Source organism: Rhodococcus sp. NPDC056960, from assembly GCF_042674125.1.
Taxonomy (GTDB): domain Bacteria; phylum Actinomycetota; class Actinomycetes; order Mycobacteriales; family Mycobacteriaceae; genus Rhodococcus_F.
The window spans coordinates 337826-353338 of record NZ_JBHURF010000001.1 but is presented as its reverse complement, the minus strand read 5'-3'; the positions used below and the strand labels follow the sequence as shown (position 1 = coordinate 353338).

Here is a 15513-nt window from a genome sequence, read left to right as displayed (position 1 = left end):
GCCTTGTGGCTCAGTATCCGGAGCAGTTGAACGGGATCTTCCAAGCGCTCGCCGACCCCACCCGACGCGCCGTGCTGGGCCGCCTGAGCCGCGGCCCGGCCACGGTCAGCGAACTGGCGACACCGTTCGACATGGCCCTGCCCTCCTTCATGAAGCACATCCACTTCCTGGAGGACAGCGGGTGGATCCGGACGCGCAAGGAAGGCCGGGTACGGACGTGCGCGATCGAGAAGGCGCCGTTCACGGCGGTCGAATCGTGGCTCGCGGAGCAACAGGAACTCTGGGAGGGCCGCACCGACCGGCTCGAACAATTCGTCACCGAACACACTCACCCGAAGGACACACCGCGATGACCGACACTGCGAGACCCGATCTCGACCTCACGATTTCGCGCATCATCCGCGCGCCCCGGGCGGTCGTGTGGCGCGCCTGGACCGACCCCGCCAGCTTCGAACAGTGGTGGGTCCCCGCACCCTCCCGGTGCCGCGTCGTCGACATGGAACTACGCCCCGGCGGCGCGCTCACCACCCAGATCAGCGAAGACGGCGGCGAATTCGTGCCCCACCTCAGTGGGTGCTTCCTCGCCGTCGACGAACTCGAACGCATCGTGTTCACCAACTCCCTCGTCGGCGGCTGGCGGCCCGCCGAGCAGCCGTTCATGACCGCGATCATCACGTTGAACGACCATCCGACGGGCACGGAGTACGTCGCCCACGTGATGCACAAGAACAGCGCCGACCGCGACACCCACGAAGAAATGGGCTTCTACGACGGGTGGGGCACCGTCACGGAGCAACTCGCCGACCTCGCCGAGCGCCGGGTGTGATTCGAGTCACCCCACCGTCGCGAACTCCCCTGCCGCGGACCATCGTTGCCGCTCGGCGGCGAACGCGACGGCCTGCTCGGCCCGGAACCCGCCGATCGATTCGGCGTTGGCCGCGAGGAACTGCCGGTGCTCGGCGAGCGAGAACGTGCCCTCCGTGATCTCGATGCCGCCGCCACGGCCCGCTGCGATGTCGGATCGCAGGTCCATCAGCTCGTCCGGTTCGACGGGATACCAGGAGATCCGGTCGAAGAAGCGCAGCAACCAGGGGGTGCCGTCCTCGAACGGTCCGGACTTCTCGGGATGCCGATGGTTCCACACCTGGGTGGTGCGGCCGACGAACTGGTAGCCGCCGGGCCCCTCCATTCCGTAGATGCACAGGTAGGCCCCGCCGATGCCTACTGCGTTCTCCGGCGTCCACGTGCGGGCCGGGTTGTATTTCGTGGTGACCAGCCGATGCCGCGGGTCGAGCGGTGTCGCGACGGGCGCCCCGAGGTAGACGTCGCCGAGCCCGAGCACCATGTACTCGGCGCCGAAGACGGTGTCGAACACGTCGCCGACGCTGCCGAGTCCGTTCATGCGGCGGATGAACTCGATGTTCCACGGACACCACGGTGCGTCGGAACGGACACCGTGCATGTACCGCTGGATCGCCTCCCGCGTCGAGGGGTCGTCCCACGACAGCGGCATCCGCACGGACCTGCTCGGCACCACGAGTTCGTTCGCCGCGGGCAGCGCGTCCTCCGCCTCGGCGAGCAGCCCCATCAGCTTCGGGATCGGCAGCACGTCGGGGTCGACCCGGACCTGCAGCGACCGGATGCCCGGCGTCAGATCGAGGAGCCCGGCCGGCTTCTCGACCTCGAGCCGCTGGTGCAGCGCGTGTGCGCGGGCCCGCAGCGCCAGGTCGAGGCTCATGTCGCCGTATTCGACGAGGACGTTGTCGTCGCCGGACCGGCGGTACGTCACGGCGGTCTCGCCGTCGCGCCGGGCGATCACGCCGTCGTCCCGATCGCCGGTGGTGGAGAAGACCGTCGAATGCCCGGCTCGCCGGGCAGGCCCCAGCGCACGGGTGGACGCCGCGCGGTCGGCCCTGATCGGCACGAAGCGCACCGTGTCGCCGGGGGCCAGTTGTCCGAGTTTCCAGCGTTCCGCGGAGACGACGGTGACCGGGCAGACGAACCCGCCGAGGCTCGGACCGTCCGGGCCCAGGAGGATCGGGGTGTCCCCCGTGAAGTCCAGGGCGCCGACCGAATACGCGTTGTCGTGGATGTTGGACGGGTGCAGTCCCGCCTCGCCGCCGTCCGTGCGCGCCCAGTCGGGCTGGGGTCCGATCAGCCGTACCCCGGTACGGTCCGAGTTGAAATGGACTTCGTAGTCGGTCCGGTACAGCGTGTCGATGTCGGCGCGGGTGAAGAATTCGGGTGCGCCGTGCGGGCCCTCGGTGACCGCGATCTCCCAGCGACTGCACAGGGCGGGGACGTGTTCGGCGGGAACGGCGGCCGCGCGGGCGCCGTTGCGCTCGCCGACCGCGAGCACGTCGCCCTGACGCAGTGTGCGGCCCTGATGCCCGCCGAACTTGCCGAGCGTGAACGTCGAGGCGCTGCCGAGGAAGTCGTCGACGTCGAGCCCGCCCTGGATCAGTACGTAGATGCGCAGGCCGGGTCCGGCCACCGCGCCGACGCCCAGGACTCCGCCCGCCGGCACCCGCACCGGACGCCACTGCGCGTGCAGCACACCGTCGACGGTGACCGGGGCGGGCGCACCGGTCACGCAGACCACCGTCTCCTCGTCGAACTGCAACGCGGGACCGGACATGGCGCATTCGAATCCGGCGGCGCCCTGGTCGTTTCCGAGCGCGGTGTTCCCGAGCCGGAACGACAGGTCGTCCATCGGGCCTGACGGCGGCACCCCGACGTGCCAGTACCCGGTCCGGCCCGGGAAGTCCTGCACCGTGGTGAGCATGCCGGGCCGCTCTACGGTGATCTTGGCGCTCATGCGAGTGCTCCCGTCGGGCGGGTCACGATCATCCGCACCGGGGTCGGATCGAAACCGTTGCAGGGGTTGTTGATCTGCGGGCAATTGGAGACCAGTGCCAGAACGTCCCGTTCCGCGCGGAGCGCGAGCCGGCGGCCGGGCGCGGACAGGCCGTCGACGATGCCGAGCGTGCCGTCGGCGTCGACGGGAACGTTCATGAAGAAGTTGATGTTGGACACCAGATCCCGTTTGCCGATCCCCCACCGCGACCCTTCCGCGAGGAAGTTCTCGACGCAGGCGTGCTGATGCTTGGTGTGGTGGCCGTACCGCAGTGTGTTCGACTCCTGGGAGCAGGCGCCGCCCACCGTGTCGTGTGAGCCGACCTCGTCGGCGACGAGTGTCATCAGCGCGTCATGATCGTCGGTGCGGAGCACACTTCCCTTGGTGAGGAACAGATTTCGCTGCGCCGACACGGTCGCGGCGGCCGAATAGCGTTGCCGGTGGTCGTCGGCCGCGTAGATCAGGGTGTCGACGGCCTGGTTGCCGCACAGGTCGACGATGGTCAGGACGTCGCCGGCCGCGACGACGGTGGACCAGGGTCCGCGGGCGCCGACCTCCTCGTCCAGGATCACCGTTCCCGGTACCAGCGGTGCGGTGTCGATGGTGGTGGTCATGCCTGCTCCCGTCCCTGGCGCTGCGCAGCAGCCCAGACGTCTTCGGTGTTGAGGAAGGCGCGCCGGTACTCCGGGTCGGCGGTGACGGGCGCGGCCACGTCGGCGCCGGTCCAGGCGAGCACTTCGAGCGCGGTGGTGTCGTACGTCGGCGACGGATCGAGCGGATGCGCCGTGTTGGCGATCAGGGCGATCACCGGGAGGTGGATCACGAGTTCTACGGCGGTGTCCGCGCCTGCGGATCCGATGCTGCTCAGCGATCCGTCCGCACCCACCCGCACCCCGTGGAAGAACGACAGCGACGGCGGGAGATCGCGGCGCTCGAGCCCGTGCTTCGCCGCCGCGACGGTGAAGAGTTCACGACCGGCGGGAGACGCCGAATGCAGGCTGCCGTCACCGTATTTCGCGGTGTTCGTGGCGAGCGAGGTGGTGCCGCAGAGGGCGTCGTGCCGCCCGGACCCGTCCGACACGACGGTCGCGAGGACGCGCCCCTGGTCGGAGAGCAGCGGATGCCCGGCCCCGATGTACGCCTGCCACGGCACCTTCACGGTGTCGGCGACGATGAGCCGCTCCCACGGCGCGTCCGCCCGGTGAAGCAGCAGGTGGGCGCATGCCCGGCCGTCGAGGTCCCGCAGTCGCAGTCGGGTGCCGCGGCCCAGCACCTTCGTGGTGTACCGGCCGCCGGGAACGGCCTCCGCCCACGTGAGCAGCGCCGGGTCGACACCGGGCGGCGGGGTGGGCCAGGACGACGCCGGAACCACCGGCATCGAGTCGGTGACCACTCCCGACTGGGCACGCGCGTGTTCCTTCGCGGCGCTGGTGGTCGAGGTGTCCACTGAAGTCATGTCAGGCTCCGATCGTGACGGGGTTGGGGGTCGTGCGGCCGCGCGGGAAACACGCGATCCCGAGCGCGACCACGGCGGCGACGGTGACGGGGGCGGCCCACCGCAGGAGGGGGTAGTCGCCGCCGGGATCGAAGATCTCGGCGCGCGGCCAGGACAGGTTGACCACCATCAGCGCGCCGTAGCCGACCGCCAGGATGTTCACGGGCAGTCCGAACCGTCCGAGCGAGAACAGCGTCCGGCCGTCCGCGTCGACCTGCGGTCCGCCGTGGGGCCAGCCCTTCAGCCTGCGGAGCAGGAGCGGCACCGTGACCATCAGGTACGCGAGGTAGATCAGGATGATGCACACGCTCGAGAGGGTCGCGAAGATCGCGGAGTTCCCGACGTTGACGGCGAGGATGCCGATGCAGACCACCCCGATCAGGACGGACGGCGCGATGGGGGTTCCGGTGCGGGTGTTCACCGTCGACAGGATCCGCGAGGCCGGCAATCGGCCGTCGCGGGCCATCGAGAACACCAGCCGGGACGCCGCCGTCTGGATCGCCAGTGTGCAGACGAACACGGCGATCGCGACGTCGACGAGAAGGAGCGTGCCCCACGGGGAGCTGAGGATCGACGAGAGCACGTACGGCAGACCTTCGGAGGCGAGGCGCCCGTCGGTGAGGCTCGGCGCGGCCATCAGCGCGCCGATGATCATCAGCCCGCCGCCGAGCGCCGACACGGACAACGCAAGGCGGATCGTGCGCGGTGCGACCCGACGCGGGTTCCGCGTCTCCTCGGCGAGTTCGCCCGCCGAACCGAACCCGACCATCACGTACGCCGCCATCAGCCCCGACACGATCCAGGCCCATCCGTACCCGGGTGACGCGCCCGCGGTTCCGGTGTCGAACACGACGTCCGGTCCGCGCCGGGCGTGGGTGAGGAACATGCCGATCACCGCGATGACCCCGACGATCTCGCAGGTGACACCGATATTGTTGATCCGGGACATCCAGTTGACACCGATGCAGTTGATGAACGTGGTCAGCACGAGCAGGACGGAGCCGAGGAGCACCGCGTTGGCGGCACCGCTCGCGGACGTCAACGTGCTGTCCTCCCCGATGATCTGGAATCCGCTCCACACGTTGGGGAGAACGACCTGCAGGGCGATGGCCGCTGCGGAGGCCGTCACCATCTGCGCGAGGATCATGAACCATCCGGCGAACCAGCCGACCACCTCACCGCCCATCCGGCGGGACCACTGGTAGATCGCCCCCGAGATGGGGTACCGAGCGGCCAGTTCGGCGAAATTGAGCGCCACCATGAACTGGCCGGCGAACACCACCGGCCACGTCCAGAAGAAGGCCGGCCCGGCGAATCCGAATCCGAGCCCGAAGAGCTGGAAGATGGTGGTGAGGATGGAGACGAAGGAGAAGCCGGCGGCGAACGACGCGAACTTGCCCAGGGAACGGTGGAGTTGCTGCTCGTAGCCGAATTCGCCGAGGTCACCCGTGTCGTCGACGCCGGACGGGCGGGAAGGTGCGGGAGCCGGCGCGGTCGGCACCTGCGCAGTCCTTGTGGGTGTACTCAAGGGCGTACTCCTTCGGCGAGAGCAATATCTGTCGCTCGATAGTTTTCTCGCGGAGGGGCCTCGATGGGTGACGCCCGCGTATCCAGATCGCGGTCGGCCGTAACAGCATCGTTGCCTGCGTTTCGGTCGCGTGACGAAACCCTCACGGACGGTGGTCGAGGTCGGGTCCGGGCGCGACCTGACATCATGGAGCGGTGACCACAGGGCCGGGACGACCCCGACTGACCAGTCAGCGCAGACCGGGACAGACCACTCCCGAGGAGATCCTCGACGCCGCCGGAGAGTTGTTCACCACCAAGGGTTTCGCCGCCACCTCGACCCGGCGGATCGCCGAGATGGTCGGCATCCGGCAGGCATCGCTCTACCACCACTTCCCCACCAAGGAGGAGATCCTGGTGGCACTCCTCGAGGAGACCGTCTCACCCGCACTGGCCGCCGCGCAACGGATCTCCGACGCCCCCGGGCCCGCCACCGTGCGCCTGCACGCCCTGGCCACCTTCGACGTCACCCAACTCACCGCGACGAAGTGGAATCTCGGTGCGCTGTATCTCCTTCCGGAATTGCTGAGCGATCGATTCGAGCCGTTCCGCACCCAGCGCACGCTGCTGCGCGGGCACTATCGGCACCTCGCGGACCTCGCACTGGCCGAGATCGCCGCCGACGCCGGCACCACCTCCCCCGCCCTCGCCGACCTGCCGTTCCGAATCGTCGAGAGCGCCATCGCAACCCGCGCCGACATCGAACGCGGCCTGCTCCCCGGCCCCGAGAACGAGGGTGCCGCCGGACTCCTCGCCGACACGTGCCTGCGCGCCCTCGGCTGGACGAATTCGATGGACGAGATACGCGCCGAATCGCGGGCGCTCCTCGCCCGGACCGTGACCGGAACATCGCCCCTGAACTAGGACACGTCTCGGCCGTCCGTGTCGTTCCTGTGAGATAAAGTCTGGCGAACGCTTAATCACTGGGGGGTTATCTTGAGCGATGTCTTTGCCGTCCCGGACGGCATCCGGAATTACGGCACCACCGCAGCGCAGGCGGCCGAACAGGTCGGCAGCGCCGCCGCGCTCGATCTCGGGACGAATCTCGCGGCGCTGGCGCCCGTGTTCGGTCCGATCGGCGCCGACTTTCTCGCGTCGTTCGCTGCCGCACAGGCGAATCACGCCGCGTCGGTCGCCGAACTCGCACACCACTACGCGCAGACCGCGATCGCCGCGCACGCCACCGCGGAGTCCTACGATTCCGTCGACGGCGCCACCGGCGATGCGCTCGGTGCCGTCGGCGACGAACTGGGAGGCCTCGCATGACGCCGACCGAATCCGCCGGATCTGCCGCCGAACACGGAACGATTCTCGATCTGATCCAGGCAACGCCCGTCGGCGACGCGCTCCACACACCGCTGCCGAGCACGCCGCTCGAGGCGCTGCAGAACTCTCCGCTCGGACCGTTCCTGGACATGCCGCTCGGTGAACTGCCACCGCTGCCGCCTCTACCCGCTCTGCCCCCTCTGCCCCCGAACCCGGTCGAGGCGCTGTTGCAGGGTCAGGCACTGCCCGGACTGCCGGGGGTGGACGAGTTGTTTCGGCCGCTCACCGATCTCGCCGGCTGTTTCGGCACCGGCACGTTCGGAGCGTTCGATCCGACGGCCCTCCTCGACCTGTCCTCGGGGATGCTCGATCAGGCGATGTCGATCAGCTTGTCGGGACTGAAGGTCCTCGACCAGATCTGGCAGAGCCAGGCCGCGCAGGCGGCGCAGACCCAGGGACTGCAGGCGCAGACGAGCGGCACCGAACTGAGCGAACGCGGCACGGAGATCTCGACTACCACGCAGACCGCCGCCGCCTCGGTGGCGCGGGGTAACGCGAACCTGATGACGATCTCGGAGTCGTTCGCGGCCACCGCGGTCGCCGCCGCGCCGATGGTGCTGACCTCGCCCGGGCAGGCGATGCTCCTCGCGTCCGCCGCCGAGCATCTCAAAGCCGCCATCGGGGTGGTGACCCAGACGCGCACCGAATTGAACGAACAGACCCTCACGATGAACGGTCTCGCCGCGCCGGTGCCGGTGCCGCCGCCCCCGGCGCCCGGAGCCGTCGCGGGAGCCGCCCCGCCGTCACCGTTCGCCATCGCGTCCACCGTGATCGAAGAAGTGGGAAAGCCGATGATCTCCACCGTCACCGACAGCGTCGGCGACCTGGTGTCGGCGAACACGCAGGCGGCGAGCGCCGTCCCGGGCGACCTGCCGACCGACGCCGTCGCCACGAAATCAGCGGTCGCTCCCGCGCACGGACCCACGGGCGGGTCCTCCGGAGCCGTGGGACTCGCAGGTGGCGCCGCGATCGGCATGTACGGCGGCGGCGCCGGCGGAAGTGCTTCCGCAAGTGGCGGTTCCGTGCCGCGCGGAACTGCCGGGGCGGTTGTTCCCCCGGCGGCAGTCGGCTCCGTGTCGCCGGCCTCCACCGTGACCCCGGCCCCGCCCACGTCACCCGGCGGCGCCATGGGCGGTATGGGCGGCGCCGGTATGGCGGGTGCCGGGCGCGGGGGCGACGACCAGCTGAGCGGCCGGTCCACACCGAGCTACCTCGTCAACGCCGGCGAGAACAACGCGTTTGCCGGCGATCTCCCGATGGTCGCGCCCGCCGTGATCGGCGGCGACGAACTCGACGACATCTCGTTCGGCGATCGGACCTGATCGCTCAGTCGACGAGCGCGGCCACCTCGCGATCGGTGAGGGTGGTGGTGGGAACGCGGCCTTCCGAACGCACCAGTTCCACGGCACGGAACAGCGGGCGTTCGGGCAGCGCCGCGCCCCGCGCCTCGGCGCGCAACTGCTCGATGAGCACCGACGCGATCGCGGCAGCCGGTACCAGTTCGCTCGTGGTCAGCGCGTCGGCCAGTCGGCGAAGCCCGAGCACCTCGAGTTCGCGACCGCCGTCGGTCGTGTAGAGGGCGAGCGGCACCGCAAGCGCACCGTCCGCATCCGTGATCCGGACACTCACCTCGCTCACCCGCGCCGAACGAACCACCAGTTCGGTCGCGACCGCCCGAGTGACGTCGACATGCCGGCTGCGCAGTCCCCCGGTCGAGCGGATCCGCCCGTTCTGCAACGTGACTCGACGGCGCAACGTGAGGAGCGCGGACGCGGCGGTCGGGACCGCGATCACGGCCCCGACCGTCACACCCACCCACACGGGCCCGAAGAATCCGACGATGACACCGACCACCACACCGATCAGCACGGCGATCGCCGCGACCCGCTTGAGCCGCGGTGCGATCAACTCGATCGGAACGAGGTCGAGTGACACCGGCGGGGTGTCTTCACGCGCCAAGGATGGCTCCGACGCGCGCGACGACGTCCGCCGACGACACCGATTCCTGATCGCCGGTGGCGAGATTCTTGATTCCCACCGTGCCCTCGGCGATGTCGCGGTCGCCGAGCACGAGTGCCAGCGCGGCGCCGGAGCGGTCGGCGGCCTTCATCGCGCCCTTCACCCCACGGTTGCCGTATGCGAGATCGACACGAATCCCCTGCGCGCGCAACTGCTGAGCGATCACCACCAACTTCGCCTTCGCCTCGTCGCCCAGCGGGACGCCGAAGACCTCACAGCGGGCGGTCGAGCCTGTCGTCTTGCCCTCGGCGGCGAGCGCGAGGACCGTGCGGTCGACGCCGAGCCCGAACCCGATGCCGGACAGCGGCTGACCGCCGAGCTGCGCCATCAGGCCGTCGTAGCGTCCGCCGCCGCCGATGCCCGACTGCGCGCCGAGTCCGTCGTGGACGAATTCGAACGTCGTCTTCGTGTAGTAGTCGAGGCCGCGGACCATGCGCGGGTTGACGACGTAGGGCACACCCAGCGCGTCGAGGTGGGCGAGCACCTCGTCGAAGTGCGCCTTCGCGGTGTCCGAGAGGTGATCGAGCATCAGCGGTGCGTCCGCCGTCATCTCGCGCACCTCCTTGCGCTTGTCGTCGAGAACACGCAGCGGGTTGATCTCCGCGCGCCGGCGCGTGTCCTCGTCGAGGGGAAGGGCGAACAGGAAGTCCTGCAACCGTTCCCGGTACTGCGGCCGGCAGGTGTCGTCGCCGAGGGAGGTGATCTCCAACCGGAAGCCCTCGAGACCGAGACCGCGGAACCCGGCGTCGGCGACGGCGATGACCTCGGCGTCCAGCGCCGGATCGTCGACTCCGATGGCCTCCACCCCGACCTGCTGCAACTGCCGGTAGCGGCCGGCCTGCGGACGCTCGTAGCGGAAGAAGGGGCCCGCGTAACTGAGCTTCACCGGCAACTGGCCACGGTCGAGGCCGTGCTCGATCACGGCACGCATCACACCTGCGGTTCCCTCTGGACGCAGGGTCACCGAGCGGTCACCGCGGTCGGCGAACGTGTACATCTCCTTGCTGACGACGTCGGTGGACTCGCCCACACCGCGGGCGAAAAGCGCGGTGTCCTCGAAGATGGGCAGCTCGATGTGGCCGTACCCGGCCAGTCGCGCCGCGCGCGTGAGTCCGTCGCGGACCGCGACGAACTCGGCGGACTGCGGGGGGACGTAATCGGGGACGCCCTTGGGGGCGGAGAAGGTGCTGGCTTTGCTCACTGTCGTTACTTTTCCTTATTTCGATCCCGAGAGTCCAACGAGAAACGGGTTCGACCCGCGCTCGGCGCCGACGGTGCTCGACCCGCCGTGTCCGGGGAGAACCGCCGTGTCGTCGGCGAGGATCAGCAGCTTGTCGGCGATGGACTGCAGCAACTGTTCGTGATTGCCGCCGGGCAGGTCGCTGCGGCCGATCGACCCCTGGAACAGGGTGTCGCCGGTGAGGGCGATCTCGACGGGACCGTTTCCGGTGTCGACCCGGGTCCGGAAGACCACGGACCCCTGTGTGTGGCCGGGGGTGTGATCGACGGAAAACGACATCCCGGCCTGCTCGATCACGTCGCCGTCGGCGAGGGCGATCACGTCGCCGGGCTCGACGAACGTCATGCCCTCGATGAACGGTTTCATCGTGGGACCGATGCCGCGACCGGGGTCGGACAGCATGTACCGGTCCTCGGGGTGGATATACGCGGGGATCCCGAACTTCTCGCACACGTCGTACGCGTTCCAGACGTGGTCGAGGTGACCGTGGGTCAGGAGAACCGCGGTGGGAGTGAGATTCGACTGGTCGAGGAACTCGAACAACGGTTCGGCGGCGTCCTGTCCTGGGTCGACGACGACGCATTCCTGGGCATCGTCCTGCGCGAGGATGTAGCAGTTGGTCTGAAACATCCCGGCCGGGAATCCTGTGACGAGCACGCGTGACGCTCCTGTTCGAGTGATCATTGCAGTCGCTACAGCCTAAGCCGCCGCCCGGCCAGGATGTTCTCAGGTTCGGATGGCAGACTCTGGAGGTCGTGTGCCGGGGGTAGTACGCACCGTCCGACTGCTAGATCGACCGACTTCCAGACAGACCGAAACGGGAGGACCACCGCAGTGCCGAGCAACGAGCAGCGCCGGGAAGCAGCCAAACGAAAGCTCGAGCGTCAGCTCGAACGTCGAGCCGACAGGGCGCGCAAGCGCAAGCAGCTGACCATCGCGGGTTCGGTGCTCGGGGTGGTGCTCGTGGTGGCCGCGGGCACGATCGTCTTCGCCCTCACCAGTGGCGACGACAACGCGACGGACGCGTCGGCGGCCGAATCCGTGTCAGCGTCGCCGCAGTCGCCCGGTGTGATGCCGGCCGGTCGGTCCGAACCACTGCCGGACAAGGTGTCCTGCACGTACACCCCCGACAGTCAGCCGCCCGCGAAGCAGGTGAACCCGCCGCGGACCGACGAGATCGACACCACCCTGAAGGAAGTCAGCGTCAGCATGCAGACGACCCAGGGCAATATCGGCCTGACCCTGGACAACGCCGACTCCCCGTGCACGGTCAACAACTTCCTCAGCCTCGCGAGCCAGAACTACTTCGACAACACCCCGTGCCACCGGCTCGTCACGTCCGAGGGACTGAAAGTCCTGCAGTGCGGTGACCCCACGGGTGCGGGCACCGGCGGCCCGGGCTACGGGTTCGCCAACGAATTCCCCACCGACCAGTACGACCCCTCGGATCAGGCACTGCAGGTCCCGGTGACGTACCCGCGCGGCACCATCGCGATGGCGAACACCGGGCAGCCCGGCACCAACGGCAGCCAGTTCTTCCTCGTCTACGCCGATTCGCAGCTTCCGCCGCAGTACACGGCGTTCGGCACGATCGACGAGACCGGGCTCGCGACCATCGAGAAGGTCGCCGCGGCCGGGGACGACGGATCGATGCAGGCCGGCGGCGGCAAGCCCAACCTGCCCATCGACATCACGTCCGTCCGGATGGACTGACGTCTCGTGTGAGGATGGACCGATGAAACGTACCTCGATCCTCGTCGCAGGCGTGAGCCTCGCGGTCCTCCTCGCCGGCTGTTCGGATTCGTCCGACTCCGGGGGCTCGTCGGCGAGCACGACCACCTCCAAGGCGGCATCCACGAGCGGGGCGGCGAAGTCGCTCGACCTGTCCAAGTTCGGTACGTTGCCCCCGGTCCCGGCGCCCGCCGCCGCCACCGTGGACTGCACGTATCCGGCCGGGCAGCCCGCCGCCAAGGACGTCACCCCGCCGCCCACGTCCGGCGTGTCCACCGAGGGCACCGTCCCGGTCGCCCTGACGACGAGCGCCGGACCGATCGGCCTCGTCCTCGATCGCGCCGAGGCCCCGTGCACGGTCAACAGCTTCACGAGCCTGGCCCAGCAGGGCTATTTCGACGACACACCCTGCCACCGGCTGACGACGGAGCTGGGACTGCAGGTGCTTCAATGCGGTGACCCCAGCGGGAAGGGCACCGGCGGACCGGGCTACGGCTTCACCACGGAATACCCGGAGACCGCGTTCGCACCGAACGATCCGGCGCTCGCGAATCCGGTGGTCTATCCGCGCGGCACCGTCGCGATGGCCAACAGCGGAACCCCGGACAGCAACGGCAGCCAGTTCTTCCTCGTCTACGCCGATTCGGTGCTCCCGCCCAACTACACCGTGTTCGGTTCGATCTCCGAGGAGGGCCTCGCAACCGTCGAGAAGATCGCCGCGGACGGCGACGACGGATCCATGGCGGCGGGCGGCGGCAAGCCCAACACCCCGGTCCAGATCGAGACCGCGAAGGTCGGCTGACCCCGCTCCCCCGGACACCCGAACGGGACGGTCGCGCGATCAGTGCGCACGACCGTCCCGTTCGTCGTTGTCAGGCGGCGGACGTCACCCGGTACACGTCGTACACGCCCTCGACGTTGCGCACCACGTTCAGCACGTGCCCGAGATGCTTAGGGTCGCCCATCTCGAACGTGAACTTGCTGATCGCCACCCGGTCGCCGGACGTCGTGACCGACGCCGACAGGATGTTGACCTTCTCGTCCGCGAGCGCCTTCGTCACGTCCGACAGCAGCCGGTGCCGGTCGAGCGCCTCGATCTGGATCGCCACGAGGAACACCGACGACGGTGAGGGCGCCCATTTGACTTCGATGATGCGCTCGGACTGCTCCTGCAGCGAGCCGGCGTTGGTGCAGTCGGTGCGGTGGACGCTGACCGCGCCGCCCCGGGTCACGAACCCCATGATCTCGTCGCCGGGAACCGGGGTGCAGCACTTGGCCAGCTTGGCGACCGTGCCCTCCGCGCCGGGAACGAGCACACCCGCATCCCCGGTGCTCCGCGGACGCATCGGCATGGTGGACGGGGTCGACCGCTCGGCCAGCTCCTCCTCGACGTCGCCGACCCCACCGAGGTGGGCGACCAGCCGCTGGACGACGTGCTGCGCCGACACGTGACTCTCGCCGACCGCGGTGTAGAGCATCGACACGTCGGTGTAGTGCAGTTCGTGCGCGATGGACGCCATCGATTCGGCGTTCATCAGGCGCTGCAGCGGCAGACCGACCCGGCGGACTTCCTTCGCGATCGCGTCCTTGCCCGCCTCGAGCGCCTCTTCGCGGCGTTCCTTGGCGAACCACTGCCGGATCTTCGTCTTCGCGCGCGGCGAGACGACGAACGTCTGCCAGTCGCGGCTCGGGCCGGCGTTGACGGCCTTGGAGGTGAAGACCTCCACCACCTCGCCGTTCTCCAGCTTTCGCTCGAGCGCCACCAGACGGCCGTTGACCCGGGCGCCGATACAGCGGTGCCCGACCTCCGTGTGCACGGCGTACGCGAAGTCCACGGGGGTCGACCCGGCGGGCAGCGTGACGACGTCGCCCTTGGGGGTGAAGACGAAGATCTCCTTGACGGCGAGGTCGTAGCGGAGCGACTCGAGGAACTCCCCCGGGTCGGCGGCCTCACGTTGCCAGTCGAGCAGCTGACGCATCCACGCCATGTCGTCGACCTCGGCGACGTCACCGGAGTGCCTGCCCTTGGTCTCCTTGTACCGCCAGTGCGCGGCGATGCCGAACTCCGCGGTGCGGTGCATGTCGTGGGTGCGGATCTGCACCTCGAGCGGTTTGCCTTCGGGGCCGACCACCGTCGTGTGCAGCGACTGGTAGACGCCGTACCGCGGTTGCGCGATGTAGTCCTTGAACCGGCCCGCCATCGGCTGCCACAGCGAGTGGACGACACCGACCGCCGCGTAGCAGTCGCGCACCTCGTCGCACAGGATCCGCACACCGACCAGGTCGTGGATGTCGTCGAAATCGCGGCCCTTGACGATCATCTTCTGATAGATCGACCAGTAGTGCTTGGGCCTGCCCTCGACGACCGCATTGATGCGCGACGCCGTCAGCGTCGCGTTGATCTCCGCGCGGACCTTCGCGAGGTAGGTGTCCCGCGACGGCGCCCGGTCGGCGACGAGTCGCACGATCTCGTCGTACTTCTTGGGATGCAGGATCGCGAAGGACAGGTCCTCGAGTTCCCATTTCACGGTCGCCATGCCCAGCCGGTGGGCCAGGGGCGCGATCACCTCGAGGGTTTCGCGGGCCTTGCGGGCCTGCTTCTCCGGTGGCAGGAACCGCATGGTCCGCATGTTGTGGAGCCGGTCCGCGACCTTGATCACGAGCACGCGGGGATCACGGGCCATCGCGATGATCATCTTGCGGATGGTCTCGCCCTCGGCGGCGTTGCCGAGCACCACCTTGTCGAGTTTGGTGACGCCGTCCACCAGGTGGGCGACCTCTTCGCCGAATTCGTCGGTCAACTGCTCGAGGGAGTACCCGGTGTCTTCGACGGTGTCGTGGAGCAGCGCCGCGACCAGGGTCGTGGTGTCCATCCCCAGTTCGGCGAGGATGCTGGCGACGGCGAGCGGATGCGTGATGTACGGGTCGCCGGACTTGCGGCGCTGGCTGGCGTGCCGTTCCTCCGCCACGTCGTAGGCGCGCTGCAGGAGCGCCAGGTCGGCCTTGGGGTAGAGCTCGCGATGCAGACTGACGAGGGGTTCGAGAACCGGCCGGATGGTCGTGTTCCGCTGCCCCGTGATGCGCCTGGCGAGTCGCGCTCGTACCCGGCGCGATGCGGACGCCGGAACGGCGAATCCCTGTGCCCCACGGTTGTTACCGGAAGCCGGGTTCGCTGCAGGTGACTCGGCATCGGATTGCGCAGACGAGGTTGATCCCGTGTTCTGCGACCGATCAAGATTCGAAGTCATGCCGTCACCTCCTACCACTGAAATGGCTCGG

15 protein-coding genes are annotated in these 15513 nt (G+C 68.9%); 7 read left to right on the top strand and 8 right to left on the bottom strand.

All coding sequences use genetic code 11. The annotated features are described in order from the left end of the window. Nucleotides 1-5: 5 nt before the first annotated feature. Together ACFTWF_RS01790 and ACFTWF_RS01785 are read left to right on the top strand one after the other, a co-directional pair. On the top strand, nucleotides 6-353 hold the full coding sequence (locus ACFTWF_RS01790; protein ID WP_378459565.1) for an ArsR/SmtB family transcription factor: 348 nt from the start codon (nucleotides 6-8) through the stop codon (nucleotides 351-353). Further along, nucleotides 350-826 carry an SRPBCC family protein gene (locus ACFTWF_RS01785; RefSeq protein ID WP_378459564.1) on the top strand — a complete coding sequence of 159 codons (477 nt, stop codon included), beginning with the start codon at nucleotides 350-352 and terminating at the stop codon, nucleotides 824-826. Before ACFTWF_RS01790 ends, ACFTWF_RS01785 begins: the two co-directional genes overlap by 4 nt. 6 nt (nucleotides 827-832) lie before the next feature. Here ACFTWF_RS01785 and ACFTWF_RS01780 read toward each other — a convergent pair whose 3' ends face one another. Genes ACFTWF_RS01780 through ACFTWF_RS01765 form a run of 4 tightly spaced genes read right to left on the bottom strand, consistent with a single transcriptional unit; the run spans nucleotide 833 to nucleotide 5880 of the window. Further along, nucleotides 833-2818 carry a 5-oxoprolinase/urea amidolyase family protein gene (locus ACFTWF_RS01780; protein WP_378459563.1) on the bottom strand — a complete coding sequence of 662 codons (1986 nt, stop codon included), beginning with the start codon at nucleotides 2816-2818 and terminating at the stop codon, nucleotides 833-835. Next, nucleotides 2815-3471 carry an urea amidolyase associated protein UAAP2 gene (locus ACFTWF_RS01775; protein ID WP_378459562.1) on the bottom strand — a complete coding sequence of 219 codons (657 nt, stop codon included), beginning with the start codon at nucleotides 3469-3471 and terminating at the stop codon, nucleotides 2815-2817. The genes ACFTWF_RS01780 and ACFTWF_RS01775 overlap by 4 nt, the downstream gene beginning before the upstream one ends. Next, nucleotides 3468-4313: an urea amidolyase associated protein UAAP1 gene (locus ACFTWF_RS01770; RefSeq protein WP_378459561.1), complete on the bottom strand. Its 846-nt coding sequence runs from the start codon at nucleotides 4311-4313 to the stop codon at nucleotides 3468-3470. Before ACFTWF_RS01770 ends, ACFTWF_RS01775 begins: the two co-directional genes overlap by 4 nt. 1 nt (nucleotide 4314) lies before the next feature. Beyond that, nucleotides 4315-5880, bottom strand: coding sequence for an amino acid permease (locus ACFTWF_RS01765; RefSeq protein WP_378459560.1), 1566 nt, complete (start codon nucleotides 5878-5880; stop codon nucleotides 4315-4317). A 194-nt stretch (nucleotides 5881-6074) separates the two neighbouring features. Between ACFTWF_RS01765 and ACFTWF_RS01760 the strand changes: the two genes are divergently transcribed. The 3 genes from ACFTWF_RS01760 to ACFTWF_RS01750 all read left to right on the top strand — a co-directional run bounded on the left by ACFTWF_RS01760 (nucleotide 6075) and on the right by ACFTWF_RS01750 (nucleotide 8566). After that, nucleotides 6075-6782, top strand: coding sequence for a TetR/AcrR family transcriptional regulator (locus ACFTWF_RS01760; RefSeq protein ID WP_378459559.1), 708 nt, complete (start codon nucleotides 6075-6077; stop codon nucleotides 6780-6782). 72 nt (nucleotides 6783-6854) lie between these two features. Beyond that, nucleotides 6855-7184: a type VII secretion target gene (locus ACFTWF_RS01755; RefSeq protein ID WP_378459558.1), complete on the top strand. Its 330-nt coding sequence runs from the start codon at nucleotides 6855-6857 to the stop codon at nucleotides 7182-7184. Continuing rightward, on the top strand, nucleotides 7181-8566 hold the full coding sequence (locus ACFTWF_RS01750; RefSeq protein ID WP_378459557.1) for a hypothetical protein: 1386 nt from the start codon (nucleotides 7181-7183) through the stop codon (nucleotides 8564-8566). Before ACFTWF_RS01755 ends, ACFTWF_RS01750 begins: the two co-directional genes overlap by 4 nt. A 4-nt stretch (nucleotides 8567-8570) precedes the next feature. Here ACFTWF_RS01750 and ACFTWF_RS01745 read toward each other — a convergent pair whose 3' ends face one another. From ACFTWF_RS01745 to ACFTWF_RS01735, 3 genes are read right to left on the bottom strand one after another with little or no spacing between them, the layout of a single operon-like run. Then, complete coding sequence (locus ACFTWF_RS01745) at nucleotides 8571-9203, bottom strand: hypothetical protein (protein ID WP_378459556.1); 633 nt, start codon at nucleotides 9201-9203, stop codon at nucleotides 8571-8573. Then, nucleotides 9193-10464, bottom strand: coding sequence for a histidine--tRNA ligase (gene hisS, locus ACFTWF_RS01740; RefSeq protein WP_378459555.1), 1272 nt, complete (start codon nucleotides 10462-10464; stop codon nucleotides 9193-9195). Before hisS ends, ACFTWF_RS01745 begins: the two co-directional genes overlap by 11 nt. 15 nt (nucleotides 10465-10479) lie before the next feature. Beyond that, nucleotides 10480-11160: an MBL fold metallo-hydrolase gene (locus tag ACFTWF_RS01735; protein ID WP_378459554.1), complete on the bottom strand. Its 681-nt coding sequence runs from the start codon at nucleotides 11158-11160 to the stop codon at nucleotides 10480-10482. Between the two features lie 177 nt (nucleotides 11161-11337). Between ACFTWF_RS01735 and ACFTWF_RS01730 the strand changes: the two genes are divergently transcribed. Together ACFTWF_RS01730 and ACFTWF_RS01725 are read left to right on the top strand one after the other, a co-directional pair. Further along, nucleotides 11338-12216 carry a peptidylprolyl isomerase gene (locus ACFTWF_RS01730; protein WP_378459553.1) on the top strand — a complete coding sequence of 293 codons (879 nt, stop codon included), beginning with the start codon at nucleotides 11338-11340 and terminating at the stop codon, nucleotides 12214-12216. A 22-nt stretch (nucleotides 12217-12238) separates the two neighbouring features. Next, nucleotides 12239-13036 carry a peptidylprolyl isomerase gene (locus ACFTWF_RS01725; protein WP_378459552.1) on the top strand — a complete coding sequence of 266 codons (798 nt, stop codon included), beginning with the start codon at nucleotides 12239-12241 and terminating at the stop codon, nucleotides 13034-13036. Nucleotides 13037-13106: 70 nt separating this feature from the next. Here the strand turns inward: ACFTWF_RS01725 and ACFTWF_RS01720 are convergent, their stop codons facing one another. Further along, nucleotides 13107-15482: a bifunctional (p)ppGpp synthetase/guanosine-3',5'-bis(diphosphate) 3'-pyrophosphohydrolase gene (locus ACFTWF_RS01720; RefSeq protein WP_005241006.1), complete on the bottom strand. Its 2376-nt coding sequence runs from the start codon at nucleotides 15480-15482 to the stop codon at nucleotides 13107-13109. Nucleotides 15483-15513: the final 31 nt, after the last annotated feature.